We start from the raw sequence: 19,860 nt of genomic DNA, 5'->3' as shown, positions 1-19,860 counted from the left end.
AATGAATATGAATCATCAGAATTATTCGTAACGAATAAAAACCGCTCCTCTTGACCGTTTGTTTATCTTCTATATCTAGGTCATGCCTCAAAGTTCGCGTTTTGAATAACTATTAACAAAAATACGCCATAACGAGTATTGGAGATGACGTTTTGGAGCTCAAAAACTATTGGATCATTATCCGAAGAAGGCTGCTCATGATCGTCCTGCTGATTATCGCAAGCTGCCTGGCGATGGGCATGTATTCGTATTCCTTCATCACGCCTCAATACGCGGCATCCGCCAAGCTGATCGTGAACCAATTCAAGGACAGCAGTTCGCTTCTGCCGAGCATTGACGTCGGTTCCATTAACTCTACGATCGGCCTCATCAAAACGTACAAAGAAATCATCAGAACCCCTCGGATCATGAAGAAAGTCGCCGAAGAGTACCCCGAGCTCCGCATGTCCTACGGAGAGTTGATCTCGAAAGTGAGCGTTAGCTCAGTGAACGAGACGCAGGTCATGTCGGTGTCCGTCCGGGACGATTCCTACGAGAAAGCGGCAAAGGCCGCGAACGCCGTGGCGGTCGTCTTTCAGAAAATGGTCCCGACGCTGATGAAGGTGGACAACGTATCGATCCTGAACTTCGCCGATCCGCAGGAATCGCACGGTCCCGTCGCTCCCAATCCGAAGCTGAACATCGCCGTCGCTTTTATGCTGGCGCTCATGCTCGGCGTCGGAATCGCGTTCTTGCTCGATTACTTGGACGACACGATCAAGACGGAGGAAGATATTCAGACGCTGCTCGGAGTGCCGGTGCTGACGACGATTCCGCGATTCAAGGAACGCGACGCCATCGACAAGGGAAACCCGCAGCTGGGAAACAAGGCAAGGAGGAAAAATCATGTCTCGCTCGACGCCTAATTGGAGCCTGATCACGGAGACGAATCCGAAATCCCCGATCTCCGAAAGCTACCGGATGCTTCGCACGAATATCGAATATTCGGCCATCGACCAGTCGATGCAGATCATCATGGTGACCTCTTCGAAGCCGAGCGAAGGTAAAAGCACGACGAGCGCCAACATCGCCGTCGCGTTCGCCCAATCGAACAAAAAGGTGCTGCTGATCGACGCCGACATGCGCAAGCCGACGCAGCATCGCATGTTCGGCAAATCCAACCGCATCGGACTCACGACCGCGTTGTTCCAACAGAAGGAGCTCGGCGACGTCATTCAGATGACGAATACCGACAATCTGTGGTTCATGCCCGCCGGCCCGACGCCGCCCAATCCTTCGGAGCTGCTGTCGTCGAACCGGATGGCCGCGTTGCTGGAAACGGCCAAACAGGCGTACGACGTGATTATCGTCGACACGCCTCCGATCCTGTTCGTCACCGACGCCCAGATCGTCGCCGCCCAGAGCGACGGCGTCGTGCTCGTCGTCGATTCGGGCAACGTGAAGAAAGAAATCGCCGCGAAAGCGAAAGCTTCCTTGGACCACGTGAAAGCGAAGGTCATCGGCGTCGTGCTCAACAACGTCGACCGCGAACGCTCCGATTCCTATTACTACTATTACGGCGAGAAGAGCGAAGCTTAATATCTTCTCCAAGCGTCTCTCCGCAAGATCATATCGAACGGTTAGGTAATGTCTCCTGCACCTCTATCACCGGAGGCACTCGGTCATGCTGTGGGTCGGTCGACCTTAGACGTCTAATCGTCGAGGGCGTGACGAGAGGAGGGGTTAGATGCCCCGGTAAGGTAGTTCAAAAAATCACTTTTGATCACGATGTATTTCTGAAGGCTTATTCGGCTTCGAATCTTGAATTCAGCCGTAACTTCCGGTTCTCACGTAGGTTTGCTAGAGACAAAAAATATACCAGGATAGGGTGAAACCAAAATGCGAAAAGTGAGAAAAGCGATCATCCCCGCCGCGGGACTCGGTACCCGTTTCTTGCCCGCGACGAAAGCGATGCCCAAGGAAATGCTCCCCATTCTCGACAAGCCGACGATTCAGTACATCGTGGAAGAAGCGATCGAATCCGGCGTCGAAGACATTATCGTCGTAACCGGCAAAGGCAAACGGGCGATTGAAGACCATTTCGATATCGCGTTCGAGCTCGAACACATTTTGGAGGCCAAAGGGAAGTTCGACATTTTGGAGAAGGTCAGGAAATCTTCCAACGTCAATCTTCATTACATCCGCCAAAAAGAAGCGAAAGGGTTGGGCCACGCCGTCTGGTGCGCGCGCAACTTCATCGGGGACGAGCCGTTCGCGGTGCTCCTCGGGGACGACATCGTCGAGGCGGACGTTCCGTGCACGAAGCAGCTGATCGAGCAATACGAGAGGACGGGACGCTCCGTCATCGGCGTTCAGTCGGTCTGCGTCGATCAGACGGACCGTTACGGCATCGTCGATCCGGGCGACCAAATCGGCAATCTGTACGAGGTGAACCGATTCGTCGAGAAGCCGCCGAAAGGTTTCGCGCCGTCCAATCTGGCCATCATGGGCCGTTACGTGCTGACGCCGGATATTTTCGAATATTTAGGTCGCCATGAACGGGGCTCGGGCGGGGAAATCCAACTGACCGACGCGATCCAGAAGCTGAACGAAGCGGTCGGCGTGTACGCTTACGATTTCAAGGGCGTACGTTACGATGTAGGCGAGAAGCTCGGTTTTATTATGACGACGATCGATTTCGCTTTGCGAAGCAACGAATTGAGGCATCAGCTGATGTCCGAACTGGGGGAGATCATGGAACGCGAGTTAGCCAAACAATTAATATCCGGAAGGAGTGAATGACGATGACTCCACGATATCGGGATGAAGCCGTGTTGAACGCTCCGGACTATTACGTCCGCGCGGAGTCGGGAAGATCGGGACGCAGACAACTTACGCTGCACGGGGTGCTGAAACGCGCCGTCGACATCGTAGGTTCGCTGGTCGGCCTGCTCTTGCTCAGTCCGCTGTTCGTCGTCGTTGCTATCGCGATTAAGTGGGAGGAGCCGAAGGGCTCCGTGTTTTTCAGCCAAACGAGAATCGGCAAGGACGAGAAGCCTTTCCGAATCTTTAAGTTCCGCTCGATGTGCGTAGACGCCGAAGCCAAGCTGAAGGACGTCATGGATCGCAATTTCATCAGCGGGGCCATGTTCAAGATCAAGGACGATCCCCGCATTACGAGGATCGGGAAGTTCATCCGCAAGACGAGCATCGACGAGCTGCCGCAATTCTTGAACGTGCTGAAGGGCGACATGTCCCTCGTCGGTCCCCGTCCTTCGTCCCCGATGGAAGTGTCGCAGTACACGAGCTACGACAAGCAACGGTTGTCCGTCACGCCGGGGTGCACGGGGCTCTGGCAAGTGAGCGGAAGAAATAATATCGGCTTCGAGGAGATGGTGGAATTAGACCTCTCTTATATCCGGAAGAAGTCGATCTGGTTCGATATCGGCATCCTGCTGCGTACGGTCGTTACCGTCTTAACCTCCAAAGGCGCATCCTAAACCAGCGAAGGGAGGGCGAGGCCATGGCTAGAATTTTGCATCTATCGGAATATACGAAAGGCGGCGTCGAGACCCACCTGAAAGAAGTGCTCGGGTATCAATCGGACCGCCACGACGTTTACTTGCTCGTATCGGCGTTCAATTCCGACCCGAGTTCGCTGCGCATCAGCCCGGAGAGGGTTCTTACGTATCCGTACAAGAGGAAACCCGCCTATTTCCTCCGGGCGATGCGGTCGATCCGGAAGACGGTCAAGGCCATCGATCCGGACATCGTTCACGTCCACGGCACGTTCGCGGGGCTATTCCTGCGGACGTTGTTTTTTTTCAAGCGGCGGCGTCCGCTCGTCGTGTACTGCGCTCATGGATGGTCGTTCCTCATGGATGCCGTCCCCTGGAAAAGAAAGCTGTACGCATGGGCGGAGAAAGCGATGTCGCTTCGGACGGACGCCATCATTCATATTTCGAATCACGAATACGAGATGGCGATGCGTTACGGCTTGCCGGAAGGGAAATCGACCGTCGTCTACAACGGCGTATCGGATGCCAATTCGTCCGCGTGGCCGGACGGCGCGACGCCGTTCGACGGGCCTTCCGACGGCATCAACTTGTTGTTCGTGGGACGGTTCGACCGGCAGAAGGGATTCGACCTGCTGCTCGAAGTGTTCAACGAACACCGGTTCGACAACGTGCGCCTGTTCTTGGCCGGAGAATCCGTGCTCCAGCAGCGGGATTTCGCCTACCCGGACAACGCGGTGAAGCTCGGATGGGTAAGCAACGCGGACATCGACCGTTACATGAGCGCGTGCGACGCCGTCGTCGTACCTTCCCGTTGGGAAGGCTTCGGCATCGTCGCGATCGAGGCGCTTCGCAACAAGAAGCCGGTCATTGCGAGCAACCGCGGCGCGTTACCGGAGATCGTCCGGCACGGGGTGAACGGCTACGTCTTCGATTTCGAGAAGAAAGAGGAATTGGCCGACATCGTGAGGAGGCTCGACAAACGCACGCTGGCGCGGATGGGGGAAGCGGGAGGCCGGATCTTCGACGCGAAGTTCCGATCGGACAGAATGAACAAGCAGATCGAGCGGTTGTACGAATCGGCCGCGGAGAGAATCGCCGGCGCCGTCCCCGCGAAAGCGATGAACGATGTCTAGAGGATTGCCCTTGTATCTCGTCCTGCTGCTCGTTCTGACCGTCTATCAGGACTTCCCGCTCGTGAACGTCATCGGCGAAATCGGCAGATCCCCCGTCATCCTGCTCTTCCCGCTCTTCGTCTTCTGCGAAGTCGCGATGCTCGCCAAGCACAAGAAAGTGATGTTGGGTACGAAGCTGCAGCAATACATGCTCGCCATTATCGTGTACTTGAGTTTCGTCAGCGTCGCTTACGTGCTCTACCAATTCCTGCAAGGGAGCTACGGCTTCGGATCGGAGAACCTGCTCGGCAAGTCGTTCAAGGTCCTGATCTATTTCGTTCTGATTCTGCTCTACATTCGGCATATGCAGCTCGTCTTCTCCAAGATTCGGAACCCGAAGGCGCTTTACGGCTGCTTCTTCGCGGTCGTGACGCTGCTCGCCGCCATCATGGCGCTGGAGTTGATGAGCATACCCCACGCGCTCTCTTCGCTGCATGCCGGCGGCCATCCGTATTGGCGGGTGCGCTTGCTGACGTCCGAGAGCAGCACGACGGGATCGATCATCGTCGTCTACGCGTCGATTCTCGTTTATTTGTCCCGTTATCTGAGCGGGTTCGCCAAGACTCTGTCCATCGCGTACGCGGCGGGATTTTTCCTGTTCTACCTCTTCGTGACCGGTTCGAAGGGATTCCTGATCGTCATGCTGCTGACGCTCGTCGTCACGATGGTCAAGTTCCTCGATTTCCGGAAGAAGAAAAACTTCGTGCTCGTCGTGGCGGTCGCGGGGGCGATGTACATGTTCGTCATGTATTTCTCGGCGGGGCTGGTCAGCTCGTTCAGCAACGACATCGAGAATTACACGTCGTCCTACACGAGGATGGGAACGATTCTGATCGCGCTCACGACGGTGCTGCACAATCCGTTCGGCGTGGGGACGGGAGCGTATTTGCTCTACTTCGACAAATACGTGAACGACGCGATCGGCGTTATGTCCCATTTCTATTACAACGTATTCGGCATCAGCCAGATCAACGCCGGTGAGCTGTTGACGTATTCGAACTCGGACGAGAACCTGGGCGTCAAGTCGGGCTTCTTCCAATGGGTCATGTTCGGAGGCGTGTTCTCGGTCGCCTTCTTCTACATGGTAGCCCGCGACTTGATCGTCAAGGCTAAGATCAGCTCGATCCTGTTCCTTGCGCTCGTCTTTATTTTGTTTTCCCTGCTCTTCGTGGCGCTCGAGATCAAATACGAGGTATGGCTGCTGTTCGCCTTCATCAGCTTCTATTTGGGTCGTGGCGAAACGAAAGAATCCCATGCTCAGAGGGTGGCGTTCCATGAAAATACTCATCGCGTGTAGCGATTTCCCGTATCCCGCCAACCATGGCGCGAGAGTCGATACGTGGGGAAGAATTATGGCGTTGTCGGAGCTCGGGTGGACGATCGGACTCGTCGTCTGCGGCAAGGAAAAACCTTCCGAAGCCGATCTGCGGCATGTCGGGCGATACGTCGACGAAATCAAGCTATGTCCGAGAAGCAGCAGCCTCTCCGATCTGTTGCACGCCATTCCGATGCAGGCGAGCTCGAGGCTCGGCTTGCGGCATGCGGACATCGAGGGGGATTACGATTACGTGCTCCTCGAGGGAGATTACGTTTACCCGATTCTGGAGCATCCGAAGATTCGGCCGGACAGCGCGATTCTGCGGGTGCACAACGACGAGGCGGCCTATTTCAAGGCGCTCGCCAGAAGCACCCGGAACGTGCTTCACAAGCTGTATTACCGGATGGAGAGCCGGAAGTTCGAGAGGCTGCGGCGGATGATGCGCAAGAAGATAGACAAGTACCTGTTCATCTCCAGCAAAGAGTTCGAGAGCTTCCGCAGCAAGGACGCCTCGGCCCATAGCTTGTTCCTGCCTCCTCCCGTCACGATGGGCAAGTTCGGCACGAACGCGTTCGAGAGCAAGCGGGTCGTGTTCATCGGCTCGCTGTTCATGCCGAACAACCGGGAAGCGATCGAATGGTATTTAACCTACGTGCATCCGAAGATGCTCGGCGAACCGGGCTACGAATTCGTCATCGCGGGCAATAGCAAGCGGACGAGCTTAAGCTGGCTCGAACCGTACGATCTGACGAGCGTCGTCGTGCACGATACGCCCGAGAGCTTGGACGACATTTACGGGAGCGGTTATTTGTTCGTCAATCCGATGCAGAACGGCGCCGGAGTCAAGCTGAAGACGATCGAGGCGATCCAGCACGGGCTGCCGGTCCTCTCGACTTCGATCGGCTGCGAGGGAACCGGGCTGGTCGAGGACGAGCATATCGCCGTCGCCGATACGCCGGAGGAGTTCCTGCGCAAGATCAAGGGGCTGCTCGGCGACCCGAAGGCGGCGCGGTCGCTGCTGGAGCAATCCCAGCGTTTTTTGCGCAATCATTACAACCATAAGGAAGCGCTAAACGGGTTTATCGCGTCGATCGATCCCGATTATCCGATGAAGCAGGTGATGTGAATGGCGGACGGAAAAAAGAACGTCTTGTTCGTGACCCATGCGGACAAGAAAGGAGGGGCGGAACAAAGCCTCATCCATCTGATCAACTACTTGGATACGACGAGATACCGGATTTACTTGCTGTGCCCGGAGGACGCGGCCTACTTGCCGGAGATCCGGACGGTTTACGAGCATTTCCCGCTACGGCTGAACAGCATCAAGGAAAGGTTCGGTCTCGGCTATGCGGGCACGGTGCTCCGGATCCGGGCGTTCGTGAAGAGCAAAGGGATCGACATCGTCCACGCCAACGGCTGGCGCGCCCCGTGGTACGTGGCGCCGCTGAAGTTCATGTCGAAGGCCAAGAGGGTGTGGCACCATAGGGACCATACGCATCTTCGGATGTTCAATCACGTGCTGCCCCGTTTCTTCGACCGGGTCATCTGCATCTCGGGCTTCGTGGCCGACTCGATCAAGGGAGATAACAAGACGATCATCTACAACGGCGTAGATCCCGACTCGGCGACGGCGCCGAAAAAGAGAACTTTCATGGAGGACGACACCCTCGTCATCGGGACGTTCGGAAGAATCGTCGAGTGGAAAAGGTACGACCTTGTCATCGAAGCCGTCAAGAAGATGGCGGACGCCAACAAGTATAATTGGCGGCTGCTGATCGTGGGAGACGCCTCCGTCGACGGATCGGACCGGTACTACGACGACTTGATCCGGAAGGTGTCGGAATACGGGCTGGAGGAGAACGTCGTCTTCTACGGGTACAGCGGCAAGCCGATCGACGTCATGCAGTCGTGCGACTTGACGATCAACTTCTCGCTGAACGAACCGTTCGGCAGAGTCATCATCGAATCGTTGCTCGCCCAGACGCCGGTCATCGTATCGGATTCCGGCGGCGCGCCGGAAATCGTCCGGGAGACGAGGGGCGGGCTCATCGTGAAGGACGGGGACGTCGACGGGCTGTACGAAGCGATCCGCCGGATTTACGAGAGGGCGGAGAACGTTGAGGAATTGGCTTTGCGCGGATACGTCGGCGTCATGAAGGACTTCAACATGCAGGCGATCGCGAGGAAAGTCGAGACGACTTACGGGCTGCTGACTTCGCGCGGCGCTACGCCGGGAACGGCGGGAGCGCGATGAGCGTCGTCTACGGCCGGTTCACCTTCGGGAAGCTGATCGCCGTGCTCAAGGGCGCCGCGATTCTGGCGGTCAAAGCCGACTCCGCCGGAAGACTCGGCCGGATCTCGGGCACGCTCAAGGTCAAGAACAAGGGCGAGCTTGTCGTCGGGCGCAACGTGAGCTTCTACGCCAGACAGATTCCTTCGTCCATCTCGGTGGCCAAGGGCGCGAGATTATGGATCGGCGACAACGCGTTTTTTAATTACGGCCTCGATATCGGGTGCACGAAGTCGATCCATATCGGCGAAGACACGATCATCGGGCCGATGGTGAACATCATCGATACGAACTTCCATCCCGTCGACTGCGACGATCGTTCGGCGAGCAAGGGTATCATCATCGGGAGCAACGTCTGGATCGGGAGGGGCGCGGTCATACTGCCGGGCGTCACGATCGGCAACAATGCCGTCATCGCGGCGGGCAGCGTCGTGGCGAAGGATATTCCGGCCGACGCGCTGGCCGGCGGCATTCCCGCGAAGGTGATCCGGGAGCTGAACGTGCCGGACGGATGGATTCGCAGAACGAAATAAACGGAAGGCCAAGGGCCGGGGAGGAGGCTGCGATGAAAGTATGGATGTGGCCGAAATCGAGCGAGCTGAATTTCTATAGCGATTTGTTATCCGATTCGCTCGGCGAGGCGGGTCTCCGGATAGAGGATCTGAAGCACGGCAAGCTGATGCTGAAGATCGGGCGCGCCAGACGCGGGGACGCCGTCCACGTTCATTGGGTGCACCATGCGTACCAGCACCGGATGACCGCCGTCATGCTGGCGAGAGCTGCGATCTTCCTGCTGACGCTGCTTTACTTGCGGTTGCTCGGCGTTCAGACGGTGTGGACGATTCATAATCTGTATCCGCACCAAGTCAAGCATCCGCGGCTGGAGCGTCTGGTCCGAACGCTGATCTGCCGCTGTTGCGCCAAGCTCGTCGTCGCGTCCGAGTCGATCAAGCGCAAGGCGGCGAACGAATTCGGGGTGCCGGAACGCAAGCTGTTCGTCGTCAAGCACGGGCATTACGTCGGCGTGTACAAGTCCAAAGGAAAGGATGTCCGGAAGGCTTACGGCATCGGCGAGGAAGCGGACGTCGTCTTGTTTCTCGGGGCGATCAAGGCGTACAAGGGCGTCGAGGATCTCGTCGCTTCCTTCAACGAAGTCAAGACGAGGGATACGTATTTGATCGTGGCCGGCAAAGCGGATGAGCGGATGACGGCTTATTTGAAAAGCTTGCCCGACACGGAAAATATCGTCCTGGACCTTCGCTTCGTCCCTAACGAGGAAGTGGCGGACCTGGTTAGGGCCGCGGACGTCATGGCGCTTCCTTACAAGGAGATCACGACGTCGGGCTCCGCCATCCTCGGACTTTCGTTCCGCAAGCTCGTCGTCATGCCGGACAACGAGTTCATCGACGAGTATTTCAAGGACGGTATGGTCGCGCGTTACGATCCGGCCGAACGGGACGGATTGACGAACGCGCTCAAGACGGCCTTGAACGCGAAAGGCGGGCGGACGAAGCCGAAATACGACGAGGCGCTCGGCGAGCTGGATTGGAGCGAGATCGCGGAGCGGATGAAGAACGTCTATCAAGGAGGGTGACGGACGATGAAGGTGACGGTTGCGATCTGTACCCATAACCGCGCCAAGGATACGGGAGAAGCGGTCTTAAGCGTGCTGCGGCAGAATTTCGACAAAAACGACATCGAGATCGTCGTCGTCGATAACCGATCCGCGGACGATACCGCGAGCGTCGTGGACGGTTTGCGCCGGGTGCACGGCGAACGCGTCCGGTACGTGTACGAGGAGAAGCTCGGCTTGTCCGTCGCCCGCAACCGGGCGATCAGGGAAGCGAGAGGCGAATACGTTCTGTTCCTGGACGACGACGCGATCGCTTCCAGCAGGTGGGTCAGGCATATCGTCGACGTGTTCGAGAGGGACGCGGCGATCGGCTGCGTCGGAGGGAAGATCGATCCGATCTGGGAAGCGGGAGAGCCGGACTGGATTCCGGACGAATACCGCGCCGTGTTCACGATTCTCGATTATACGGACGGAGTGAAGGAGATGCCCGCGCCGGCGATTCCATACGGGGCGAACGTGGCGTTCCGCAAGAGCGTCTTCGACGAGTTCGCGCCTTTCCGAGAAGATCTCGGCAGAGTCGGAAGCAATCTGTTGTCCAGCGAGGAGAGCGAGCTGATCGGAAGAATCCGTTCCGCGTACAAAGTGTACTATTCCTCGTACGCGCTCGTCCGGCACAAGATTCCGAAGGAGCGGACGACGAAGAAATGGTTCAGGAAGAGGATATTTTGGCAAGGCGTCAGCGACGCGGTCCGGATGCAGGACAAGGGAGCGATTCCCGTCGCCAAGCATACGATCCGCATGCTGCAAGCGGCCGCGACGTCGCTGCTATTGGTCTTTCGTTCGAAAAGCTTTTTCCGGCAAGTGTTCAAAGTGTATTACCGGAACGGCTCGCTTGTCGGCACTCTTCGTTATAACGGTAGGAGTTGAATCGGAATATGACGCAATTGGCGGCGATACGACGGGCTTGGAGAGGCAACGGCCTCGCCCATACGATCTTCCGGACGAGCGCGACCAACTTTCTCGTCATGGTCGTCGTCACGCTCACGTCGATCGTGACGGCCCGCATGTACGGCGTCGAGGGCAAGGGAGAGCTGTCCGCCATCGTCTTCTGGCCGACGCTGCTCGCAGGATTGGTGGGCTTCGGCTTGCCGACCTCGTTGATCTACAACCTGAAGCAATCGGTTGGAGGCGGAGAAGCGTTCGTCCGGGCGAGCTTCCTGTTTCAGGCGCCCGTCAGCGTCATCACGGGCGCCGTCGCATGGTTCGGCTTACCTTACTGGCTGGGCGGTTATCCGGCGCACATCGCGGCGATCGCGCGAGGGTATACCGTTGCGATGGTGCCGGTGCTGCTCGCGATCAATCTCGTCTCGGCGCTCGCGCAGAGCAAAGGCAGGTTCGCGGTGTACAACGGCGTCCGTTTGTTCGTACCGCTGTGCAACCTGGCGGGATTAATCGGTCTCTGGGCCGTAGGGAACTTGAGCCTCGGCTATTCCGCGCTCATGTTCGCGGCGACGAGCGTGCTCGTCGTCGCTTGGGCGATGGTCTCGCTGGCGGACGACATTCGGTTCGGACGCTTCGGCGGCATTCGCGATCTGAAAGCCGCGTGGCCGTTGTTCGCTTACGGGAGCAAGGTGTTCGGCGTCGAGTTGCTCGGGGCGCTGTACTCGCAATTCGATAAGCTCGTCATCCTATCGATGCTGACCGCGAGAGACTTGGGACTGTATACCGTCGTATTCGCCCTCTCCCGCGTGTATAACGTCGTGCAGACGGCGATCGCGAACGTCGTTTTTCCGAAGGTGACGGGCATGGCGCAAGAGCGGATCCTCGCGACGGTGGGGAGGGCTTTCCGGTTGTCGCTCTTGCTCATGACGGCCGTCGTCGTGCCGACGATGTTCATAGGACGATTCCTGATGGGCGTACTGTTCGGGGAGCCTTTCCTCGAAGCGAGCACCGCATTTTATTTGCTCTGCTTCGAGTGCATTATCGGCGGGGGATCATGGATATTGGCCTCGTCGTTCAACGCGATGGGGCGTCCGGGACTCGTGCTGCTCAGGCAGACGATCGCGCTGGCGATCACGGTCGTCCTGCTGATCTGGCTGACCCCAGTATACGGGCTGAACGGCATCGCGGCGGGATTGCTGATCGGGGCCGTCGTTCGGCTGGCGTTGACGCTGGCGTCGATGAAGATCGTCTTCCGCGTGCCGCTAAGGGGCATGTTGTTCGACCGGAACGATTTTCGTTATTTGGCGGAGCGTTTGAAGGAGAAAAAAAGATGATAAGGAGCAAGCGACCATGCCGACGAAGGCTAACGACTCCGGAAGCCGTTCCGTTCATCCGATGGATCTGTTGAAGGAACGGCTTCTGCGCATTCTCGAGTCCATTCCGCCGGGATCGAACATTCAGTATCTCGATTACCCGGTGTACAACAACGGCGGGGACCTGCTCATCATGAAGGGCGCGGAAGCTTTCTTCAAAGCGAACGGGATTCGCGTTCGCGGCAGGTATAGCGTCCTGGATTTTCCCGACGGTCTGCGCATTCCGGCCGATCAGATCATCGTCCTGCAGGGGGGCGGCAACTTCGGGGACTTGTACCCGACGCATCAGAGGTTCCGCGAGAAGATCGTCGCCGCCTATCCGAACAACCGAATCGTCATCTTGCCGCAGACGATTCATTACGAGGACGAGTCGGCTTTCGACCTTGCGGCGGATGTCTTTAACCGTCATCCGGACGTCCATCTTTACGTCAGGGATCCCCAGTCTTTCGAGACGGCGAGCCGCAAGTTCCACCGTTGCAAAATCGGTCTCTCCCCCGACATGGCGCATCAGCTATGGCCGATCGCGCCGAGCAGCCGTCCGGGGAAGGAGCTGCTTTGCTTTTTCCGGACGGACATCGAGAAGACGGGATATCAAGATCGGATGGAGCAGGAGACGGGCGACTATATGGATTGGGGGTCGCTGTACAACAAAGTCGAGAGGAAGTCGATTAGCGTGATCGGCCGCATGTTGAAGAAACGAGGAGGAGCGTTGCCGATGCAAGCGATCTGGGGCAAGTACAGCGACTATCTCGTCGGCAAAGCGATTCGCACGTTCAGCGGTTACCGGCATGTTCGGACGTCAAGGCTGCACGGGCATATTCTCTCCTGCCTGCTCGACCAGCCCAACGTGCTGCTCGACAATTCCTACGGCAAGAACTCGAACTATTTCAGGACGTGGACCCAAGAAATCGCATCCGCTCGAATGGGGGAAACGCAATGAAAATCGTGTTGTTATCCGGCGGTTCCGGCAAACGCCTATGGCCGCTGTCGAACGAGTCGCGTTCCAAGCAGTTCCTGAAAGTGCTCACGAACGATCGCGGGGAGCGCGAGTCGATGGTGCAGCGCGTATGGCGTCAGATGGCTTCCGCCGGGTTAGCCCAAGACGCCTATATCGCGACGGGCAAGTCCCAGGTCGAGATGATCCGCAGCCAGCTCGGCGTTGAGGTCGAAGTCGTCGTCGAACCGGAGCGCAGGGACACGTTCCCCGCCATCGCGCTGGCCGCGACCTATTTGTATTCGATACAAGGCGTAAGCCTGAACGAAACGGTCGTCGTCATGCCGGTCGATCCGTACGTGGAGGATTCGTTCTTCCATCGGACGCGCGATCTCGAGCGGGCGTTGAACGAATCGGGCGCGAACTTGGCGCTCATGGGCGTAAAGCCGACTTATCCTTCCGAGAAATACGGCTACATCGTGCCGGGGGAAAGTTTCGATGCGGGAACGGGTCGTTCCGGACAAGCCTGCTTGAACGTCAGCAGCTTCAAGGAAAAACCCCGCGAGGAAGAAGCGGCTGCCCTGATCGAAAGGGACGCGCTTTGGAATTGCGGGGTTTTCGCGTTTAAGCTCGATTTCCTCATCAACATCCTTATCGCTTACGATCTGCCGATCCATTACGAAGAGATGGCGAAGCGTTACGGCAAACTGCCTAAAATCAGCTTCGATTACGAGATCGTCGAGAGGTCGAACCGGGTCGTGGCGATTCCGTACGACGGCGAATGGAAGGATCTCGGCACTTGGAACACGCTGACGGAACAGATCGAGACGCCGGTCATCGGCAAGGCGCTGCTCGCGGGCGATACGGCCAACACCCACGTCATTAACGAGCTGGACATTCCGATTACTCTGCTGAACTTGCCGAACGTCGTCGTCGCGGCGAGCCCCGACGGGATTCTCGTGTCGGACAAATCGGCCAGTCCGTTGATCAAGGAAGTGATGAAGCATGCCGACCAGCGTCCGATGTACGAGGAACGGCGCTGGGGACGATACCGCGTTCTCGACTACTACAAGTATCCGGACGGGAAAGAAGTGTTGACGAAACGCATCTGCGTCGCCTCGGGGAGCAATTTGAGCTATCAGTACCATCAGCTTCGCGACGAGGTATGGACGGTCGTGTCCGGACGGGGAACGATGGCGCTGAACGGGCGCCGCTTCCCGGTCCAATCGGGAGACGTTCTCGTCATCGCCAAGGAAAGCAGGCATAGCCTGCTCGCGGAGACGGAGATGGACATCATCGAGGTGCAGACGGGCTCGGAGTTGATCGAGGAGGACATCGTCCGGCTTGCTTACGATTGGAACGAGATCATGGAGCTGTGCAACGTATAAAGGGAAAAGGGAGTGGCGGGAATGAACATTACGGTAATCGGAACCGGTTACGTCGGACTCGTGTCGGGCGTCTGTTACGCGGAATTGGGCAACCGGGTCATTTGCGTGGACAAGGATCGGGGCAAGATCGACACCTTGAACGCCGGAGGCATTCCGATCTACGAGCCGGGCTTGAAGGAGCTGGCTTCGGCGAACCGCGCGGCGGGCAGGCTTTCGTTCACGACGGACTTGGCGGAAGCCGTGCGCCGCTCGGAATTGATCATTCTCGCGGTCGGGACGCCGCCGCTGCCGAGCGGGGAGGCGAACCTCGACTATATCGACCAAGCGGCGCTCGAGATCGCGGACGCGATGAACGGCTATAAGATCGTCGCCGTGAAGAGCACCGTGCCAGTCGGCACGAACGAACGGCTCGGGAAGCTGATCCGGGCGCGGACGAGCAAACGCTTCGACAGCATCTCGTTGCCGGAATTCCTACGGGAAGGTTCGGCGATCCAGGATACGCTGCATCCGGACCGCATCGTGATCGGCGCCGATTCCCCGAGCGCCGCGGCGACGATGGCGCTTCTGCACCGGCCGCTGACGGAGCGGATCGTCGTCACCGATATCCGCAGCGCGGAGATGATCAAGTACGCGTCGAACGCGTTTCTCGCGACGAAGATCTCTTTCATTAACGAGATCGCCAACATCTGCGAGAAGGTCGGCGCGGACGTGACGCAGGTGGCGGAAGGAATGGGCTACGACAGCCGGATCGGCTCGTCTTTCCTGAAGGCAGGCATCGGTTACGGCGGCTCTTGTTTTCCGAAGGATACGAGGGCGCTCATCCAGATAGCGGGTAACGTGGATTACGAATTCAAGCTGCTGCGTTCGGTCGTCGAGGTGAACCGGGATCAACGCTTTAACGTCATCCGCAAGCTGGAGACGATCTTCGGCAGCGAACTGAATGGGAAGACGATCGCCGTCTGGGGATTGGCGTTCAAGCCGAACACCGACGACGTGCGGGACTCCCCGGCGCTCGATATCATTCAGCATCTCGTAGACAACGGCGTGAACGTCAGAGCTTACGATCCGATCGCGACGGCGAATTTTCGGGCGCTGTTCGGCAAGTCGGACGTCGTCTGGTGCGACGGCGCTTTGGACACCGCGCGGGGAGCGGACGCCTTATGCTTGCTGACGGAATGGGAAGAGTTCTCCCAAGTCGATCTCGGCGAATTGCAAGCGGCGTTAAACCGGCCCATTCTGATCGACGGGCGCAACGTGTTTAAGGAAGAGCACCTGCTCGGCACCGATTTCGTGTATTACTCGGTCGGCCGTCCGAGCTTGAGTCAAGGAGTGAAGCAGCCGATTCCGGTTTTACAGTAGGGAGGAAGCTCGGAAGCTCGGAAGCTCGGAAGCTCGGATAGGATCGCCCTACTGCTTCTTGGTGCCGATAAGGTCGATCAAGCATGCAATGAAAGGGGCGATTTGAAAATACCTGCAAATGCGCAGGTTTTCAGATGCGTTGGATCGATAGGTTTAATATTCCTGCAAATGTGCAGGCTTTACTTCGCTAAAACGAGTGTAACGGGTGTGTTCTCGATAAATGCCTGTACTTTTGCAGGCATTCCGTAGCTTAAGCCCGTATTGGTGCCGAAAGCCTGCACTATTGCAGCTTTTCGGGAGATTGCTTATTCGGACTTTACATTTTCCTATCCATTCGATCGAGGTGAATCCAGTTGACGTTAAAAAAGAAAGCGGTCTTGTCCACTTTGGCTTTATCCATGCTTGCGACATCGATCGGCGGGATTCCGCTGAGCCGCCAAGGGTTGGCGGAGAAGCTCGGGTTGTCCGGCATCGCTTATGCCGCCGAATCTATTACGGAGCCGTCGCCGGAAGTAACGCCGGAGCCGTCGCCGGAAGCGACGCCGGAGCCGTCGCCGGAAGCGACGCCGGAGCCGTCGCCGGAAGCGACGCCGGAGCCGCCGCCGGAAGTAACGCCGGAGCCGTCGCCCGTAGTAACGCCGGAGCCGCCGCCGGAAGTAACGCCGGAGCCGTCGCCGGAAGTAACGCCGGAGCCGTCGCCGGAAGTAACGCCGGAGCCGTCGACCGAAGTAACGCCGGAGCCGTCGCCGGAAGCGACGCCTGAACCGGAACCGGAGCAAGCGGAGGAGGCGGGGGTGCCTTCCGTCGCGTTCCTGGGCAAATGGAACGCCATTTACGCGGCGCTGGCGGCGGGAGATCCGGCGGATCTCCGGGACGTGACGAACTTGCAGCTCGAGATCGCCTCCCTCGGCGATGCGGACGCGCGCTTGATCGATCCGATCTGGAACAAGATCGCGGCCAAGCTTCCGCCTACCGCCGATAAGCCGGCGATGCGGGCGAGCTTGTTCCGCCTGTTCAAGGCCGTCGGTTCCGCCCCTTACGATCCGCAAGGAGCGGCGCTGGAGGCCATACGCACCGATCCCGAATACCGGAGCACGCTGAAGGCGATCGCGGAAGCCGCCGGCGTCCGCGGCATCGCCATGCAGGATCTTCTCGTCTTCCTGTTCGGGGACGGAGCGGGACTGAAAGGCGTCGAAGGAACGGTCTCGGACTTGCTCGCGGGCAAGTCGGCATTCGAGCTGGTCAAGCTGCTCGGCGACAAACAAGGCATCACGGCGTTGTTGCTTCAAGCGATGGGGCAATTGCTGGGAGATACCGGCTCCTATAAATTCAATGCGGTGCTCGCGAATCTCGGCGTGACGCCGCAGGACGTGCAGACGACCGTGTTCGGTTTCCTCGGCAGGCTGCAGAAGGACGAGCCGGCGATCAACGCCATGACGATCGCTTATCTCCGAGCGTCGGCGACGGCGAGCGTCGAAGTCGGCGGCGACGGACGCAAGCGGACGTATCGGCTCTCCGTCTTCGGCATCGAGATCCCGTCGCTCGCGCTCCAATGGACGAAGGTGTCCGGCGACCCGGAAGTCTCCGTCGCGACGGACGGCACCGTTACGATTCCGCCGGAAACGGACGAAGGCACGGCGGTCGTCCGGGCGAGCCTCTATAATCCGTACGGAGGCTCCGCTAAAGTTCTCTTCGAGCAATCGATCTCGCTGAAGGCGGACGACGGCGAACGGACGGTATTCCCGATCGCTCCGTTCTTGGAACGGGTCGGTCGGATTCATGCGGCGCTGCTGGCGGGAAGTCCCGCCGGCGCGGAAGCGGTTCGGGCCGTTCGCGAAGAGATCGCGGCTATCGATGCGGAGACGGGCGCGGCGCTTGTCGGCCCGCTATGGAAAGCGATCGAGCCGAAGCTTCCGGCAAGCGTCGACCGGGCCAAGGCGCAACAAACGTTGCTCGGATTCGTCCGCGCGGTCGCTTTGCTATCCTATGATCCGCAAGCGTCGGAGCTGGAAGCGCTGCTGGCGGACCCGGACATTAAGGCGCTGCTGAAGGCGGTCGGCGTCGCCGGCGGCGTGAACAATCTCGCGCCGGACGATCTGCTCGTCTTCCTGTTCGGCGACGGCGACGCGCTCGGCGGCGTCGAAGGCGCGGTACGCGGCACGATCGCCGCGATGTCGCCGGAGGAGCTGGCGAGATGGCTTGGAAGCGGACGGGCCGAGGAGCTCGCGCTGCAGGCGACGGGAGGGTTGCTCGCCAATACGGAACAATATAAATGGAGCTCCGCGTTGAAAGGACTGGGTATCGCGCCGCGGGCGCTGCTGGAAACGTCGCTCGCCTTCCAAGCGCATCTCGCGAACGACGAAGCGGCCGGCCGCGCGTTGACCGTCGCTTTCGTCCGTTCGGAGACGGAATCGACGACGGAAACGAGCGAGGACGGACTGACCCAACGCTTCGGGCTGAAAGCGTTCGGAGTCGAGCTTCCGGCTTCCGTGCTGCGTTGGACGAAAGTTTCGGGCAGCGCGGACGTCAAGGTGGAGCCGAACGGCGTCGTTACGATTCCTCGCAGGGTCGAGACGGCGACGGCCGTTATCCAAGCCGCGCTCGTAAACCCGGACACCGGGACGGGCACCGTCTTGTTCTCGCGAGAAGTGACGCTGAAGTCCGCCGGGGGCGAAGTTTTCCCGATAGAGGCGTATTTGGCGGGAAAAGCGAAGTTATGGGCGGCGCTCCGCGCGGGAGATTCCTCGGACGAAAAAACCGTGGTTAAGCTTCGGGACGAGATCGCCGGACTGGACGTCGCGACCGGCCTCCGGTTGATCGATCCGATCTGGAACAAGATCGCGGACAAGCTTCCGAAGGAGTCGGATTCGGCGTCGCTGCGGACGAGCCTGTTCAAGCTCGTAAGGGACGTAAGCAAACTGAAGTACGACCCGTATTCGACCGCTTCCGGCTTGGAAGCGCTGCTCGACGACGAGGAATACGGCAAGCTGCTCGAGGAGATCGCCGCTGCGGGCGGGGCGAATAGCTTGACGACGGACGACGTGCTCGTGTTCCTCTACGGAGACGGAGAAGAACGCGGAGGCGTGGAAGGCGCGGTTCGGGCTCTGATGTCCAAGCAGAAGCCGAAGGATCTGGCCGGACTGGTCGGCGACGCGGGCGATCGGACCGCGATTCTGAACGAAGCGATGGCGAACGTGCTGGCCGACCGCGAGAGCTACGGATTAAGCGATGTTCTCGGCCGGATCGGCGTGAACGCTTCGGATCTTCGATCGACCGTCTCGAATTGGCAATCCAAGCTCTCGAACGAAGAAAAAGCCGATAACGCCATGACCGTCGCGCTGTTCCGTTCGGAAGCGGTGCCGGCGGCGAAGGTGAGCAAGCAAGGTCGTCGCCAAGATTACAGCCTGTCGGTATTCGGCGTCCAGTTGCCTTCCTCTTCCTTGAAGTGGAGCAAAGTATCCGGAAGCAAGGACGTGAAAGTCGGCTCGGGAGGTACGGTCACGCTTACGGGCAAGGCTGTGAAAGGCATCGCCGTCATTCAGGCGGACATCGATGGTCCCCGAGGCGCTTCGTCGGTCGTCTTCCGCCAGGAAATCACGATCGGGGTCGAGGGCGAAGACATCGACTTGATACTAGATGAATTGGAAGAGAAGCTGGACGCGATCGAGGAGAAGCTGAAAAAAACGCCGGATACGTTGGCCAAGCTGGCGTTGATCGTGGAAGTCATCTCGGCGGGCAACGACGCGACCAAGCGGATCAACGATTCCGACGCCGAGAAAGCCGACAAGCAGAAAGCGATCAAGGAGTCGAAAGAGCAGGTCAAGGATACGATTAACGCCATCATTCGCAACGTATTGGGATTCTAAGCAAGAGCCGGCCTTCTTTCCCGCGGGGAGAGAAGGCCGGCTTTATTTACGATTGCGCGCCTAGCCAAGTTAGGCACAACTAGCCGGTGAAAGTCCGGTCGAGGTAAGAGCCAAGTCGCCTCGTAGCTGACGGGCAGCTGGTGGAGAG

The 19,860-nt window shown here is 58.6% G+C and carries 16 protein-coding genes; all 16 read left to right on the top strand.

Going from position 1 to position 19,860, the window contains the following annotated elements; genetic code table 11:
• Positions 1-152: 152 nt before the first annotated feature.
• The 16 genes from ACFPPD_RS10935 to ACFPPD_RS10860 all read left to right on the top strand — a co-directional run bounded on the left by ACFPPD_RS10935 (position 153) and on the right by ACFPPD_RS10860 (position 19,712).
• A complete protein-coding gene (locus tag ACFPPD_RS10935) occupies positions 153-905 on the top strand; it encodes a YveK family protein (protein ID WP_209750900.1) in 753 nt (250 codons plus the stop codon).
• Positions 886-1,578, top strand: coding sequence for a CpsD/CapB family tyrosine-protein kinase (locus ACFPPD_RS10930; RefSeq protein WP_209750899.1), 693 nt, complete (start codon positions 886-888; stop codon positions 1,576-1,578). The genes ACFPPD_RS10935 and ACFPPD_RS10930 overlap by 20 nt, the downstream gene beginning before the upstream one ends.
• A gap of 300 nt (positions 1,579-1,878) precedes the next feature.
• Entirely contained in the window at positions 1,879-2,781 is a 903-nt protein-coding gene (gene galU / locus ACFPPD_RS10925; protein WP_209750897.1) for a UTP--glucose-1-phosphate uridylyltransferase GalU, read from the top strand.
• Positions 2,782-2,783: 2 nt separating this feature from the next.
• Positions 2,784-3,479: a sugar transferase gene (locus tag ACFPPD_RS10920; protein WP_378082197.1), complete on the top strand. Its 696-nt coding sequence runs from the start codon at positions 2,784-2,786 to the stop codon at positions 3,477-3,479.
• A gap of 23 nt (positions 3,480-3,502) precedes the next feature.
• Complete coding sequence (locus ACFPPD_RS10915; RefSeq protein ID WP_209750894.1) at positions 3,503-4,630, top strand: glycosyltransferase; 1,128 nt, start codon at positions 3,503-3,505, stop codon at positions 4,628-4,630.
• Positions 4,623-5,966: a hypothetical protein gene (locus tag ACFPPD_RS10910; protein WP_209750892.1), complete on the top strand. Its 1,344-nt coding sequence runs from the start codon at positions 4,623-4,625 to the stop codon at positions 5,964-5,966. Before ACFPPD_RS10915 ends, ACFPPD_RS10910 begins: the two co-directional genes overlap by 8 nt.
• A complete protein-coding gene (locus ACFPPD_RS10905) occupies positions 5,944-7,113 on the top strand; it encodes a glycosyltransferase (protein ID WP_209750890.1) in 1,170 nt (389 codons plus the stop codon). The genes ACFPPD_RS10910 and ACFPPD_RS10905 overlap by 23 nt, the downstream gene beginning before the upstream one ends.
• Positions 7,114-8,241 (top strand): glycosyltransferase family 4 protein, encoded by a 1,128-nt coding sequence (locus ACFPPD_RS10900; RefSeq protein ID WP_209750889.1) that lies wholly within the window; start codon positions 7,114-7,116, stop codon positions 8,239-8,241.
• The gene (locus tag ACFPPD_RS10895) at positions 8,238-8,810 is read left to right on the top strand and encodes a DapH/DapD/GlmU-related protein (protein WP_209750887.1); all 573 of its coding nucleotides are present in this window, start codon (positions 8,238-8,240) and stop codon (positions 8,808-8,810) included. Before ACFPPD_RS10900 ends, ACFPPD_RS10895 begins: the two co-directional genes overlap by 4 nt.
• A gap of 32 nt (positions 8,811-8,842) precedes the next feature.
• On the top strand, positions 8,843-9,871 hold the full coding sequence (locus ACFPPD_RS10890; RefSeq protein WP_209750885.1) for a glycosyltransferase: 1,029 nt from the start codon (positions 8,843-8,845) through the stop codon (positions 9,869-9,871).
• A gap of 6 nt (positions 9,872-9,877) precedes the next feature.
• On the top strand, positions 9,878-10,777 hold the full coding sequence (locus ACFPPD_RS10885) for a glycosyltransferase (RefSeq protein ID WP_209750883.1): 900 nt from the start codon (positions 9,878-9,880) through the stop codon (positions 10,775-10,777).
• A gap of 8 nt (positions 10,778-10,785) precedes the next feature.
• A complete protein-coding gene (locus ACFPPD_RS10880; RefSeq protein ID WP_209750881.1) occupies positions 10,786-12,126 on the top strand; it encodes a lipopolysaccharide biosynthesis protein in 1,341 nt (446 codons plus the stop codon).
• Positions 12,127-12,142: 16 nt separating this feature from the next.
• The gene (locus ACFPPD_RS10875) at positions 12,143-13,105 is read left to right on the top strand and encodes a polysaccharide pyruvyl transferase family protein (protein ID WP_209750880.1); all 963 of its coding nucleotides are present in this window, start codon (positions 12,143-12,145) and stop codon (positions 13,103-13,105) included.
• Positions 13,102-14,487 carry a sugar phosphate nucleotidyltransferase gene (locus tag ACFPPD_RS10870; protein WP_209750879.1) on the top strand — a complete coding sequence of 462 codons (1,386 nt, stop codon included), beginning with the start codon at positions 13,102-13,104 and terminating at the stop codon, positions 14,485-14,487. Before ACFPPD_RS10875 ends, ACFPPD_RS10870 begins: the two co-directional genes overlap by 4 nt.
• A gap of 21 nt (positions 14,488-14,508) precedes the next feature.
• Positions 14,509-15,846 (top strand): UDP-glucose dehydrogenase family protein, encoded by a 1,338-nt coding sequence (locus tag ACFPPD_RS10865; protein ID WP_209750878.1) that lies wholly within the window; start codon positions 14,509-14,511, stop codon positions 15,844-15,846.
• Between the two features lie 353 nt (positions 15,847-16,199).
• Positions 16,200-19,712 (top strand): hypothetical protein, encoded by a 3,513-nt coding sequence (locus ACFPPD_RS10860; RefSeq protein ID WP_209750877.1) that lies wholly within the window; start codon positions 16,200-16,202, stop codon positions 19,710-19,712.
• Positions 19,713-19,860: the final 148 nt, after the last annotated feature.

It is taken from the genome of Cohnella suwonensis (assembly GCF_042655365.1).
Classification (GTDB): domain Bacteria; phylum Bacillota; class Bacilli; order Paenibacillales; family Paenibacillaceae; genus Cohnella; species Cohnella suwonensis.
The sequence above is the reverse complement of the archived record's forward strand: the minus strand, read 5'-3'. Positions and strand labels throughout refer to the sequence as shown.

Bases quoted from the DNA above. Each gene is read 5' to 3' on its own strand.
- ACFPPD_RS10930 (WP_209750899.1), top strand. From the start codon at position 886: ATGTCTCGCTCGACGCCTAATTGGAGCCTGATCACGGAGACGAATCCG.
- galU (WP_209750897.1), top strand. From the start codon at position 1,879: ATGCGAAAAGTGAGAAAAGCGATCATCCCCGCCGCGGGACTCGGTACC.
- ACFPPD_RS10920 (WP_378082197.1), top strand. From the start codon at position 2,784: ATGACTCCACGATATCGGGATGAAGCCGTGTTGAACGCTCCGGACTAT.
- ACFPPD_RS10915 (WP_209750894.1), top strand. From the start codon at position 3,503: ATGGCTAGAATTTTGCATCTATCGGAATATACGAAAGGCGGCGTCGAG.
- ACFPPD_RS10910 (WP_209750892.1), top strand. From the start codon at position 4,623: ATGTCTAGAGGATTGCCCTTGTATCTCGTCCTGCTGCTCGTTCTGACC.
- ACFPPD_RS10905 (WP_209750890.1), top strand. From the start codon at position 5,944: ATGAAAATACTCATCGCGTGTAGCGATTTCCCGTATCCCGCCAACCAT.
- ACFPPD_RS10900 (WP_209750889.1), top strand. From the start codon at position 7,114: ATGGCGGACGGAAAAAAGAACGTCTTGTTCGTGACCCATGCGGACAAG.
- ACFPPD_RS10895 (WP_209750887.1), top strand. From the start codon at position 8,238: ATGAGCGTCGTCTACGGCCGGTTCACCTTCGGGAAGCTGATCGCCGTG.
- ACFPPD_RS10890 (WP_209750885.1), top strand. From the start codon at position 8,843: ATGAAAGTATGGATGTGGCCGAAATCGAGCGAGCTGAATTTCTATAGC.
- ACFPPD_RS10885 (WP_209750883.1), top strand. From the start codon at position 9,878: ATGAAGGTGACGGTTGCGATCTGTACCCATAACCGCGCCAAGGATACG.
- ACFPPD_RS10880 (WP_209750881.1), top strand. From the start codon at position 10,786: ATGACGCAATTGGCGGCGATACGACGGGCTTGGAGAGGCAACGGCCTC.
- ACFPPD_RS10875 (WP_209750880.1), top strand. From the start codon at position 12,143: ATGCCGACGAAGGCTAACGACTCCGGAAGCCGTTCCGTTCATCCGATG.
- ACFPPD_RS10870 (WP_209750879.1), top strand. From the start codon at position 13,102: ATGAAAATCGTGTTGTTATCCGGCGGTTCCGGCAAACGCCTATGGCCG.
- ACFPPD_RS10865 (WP_209750878.1), top strand. From the start codon at position 14,509: ATGAACATTACGGTAATCGGAACCGGTTACGTCGGACTCGTGTCGGGC.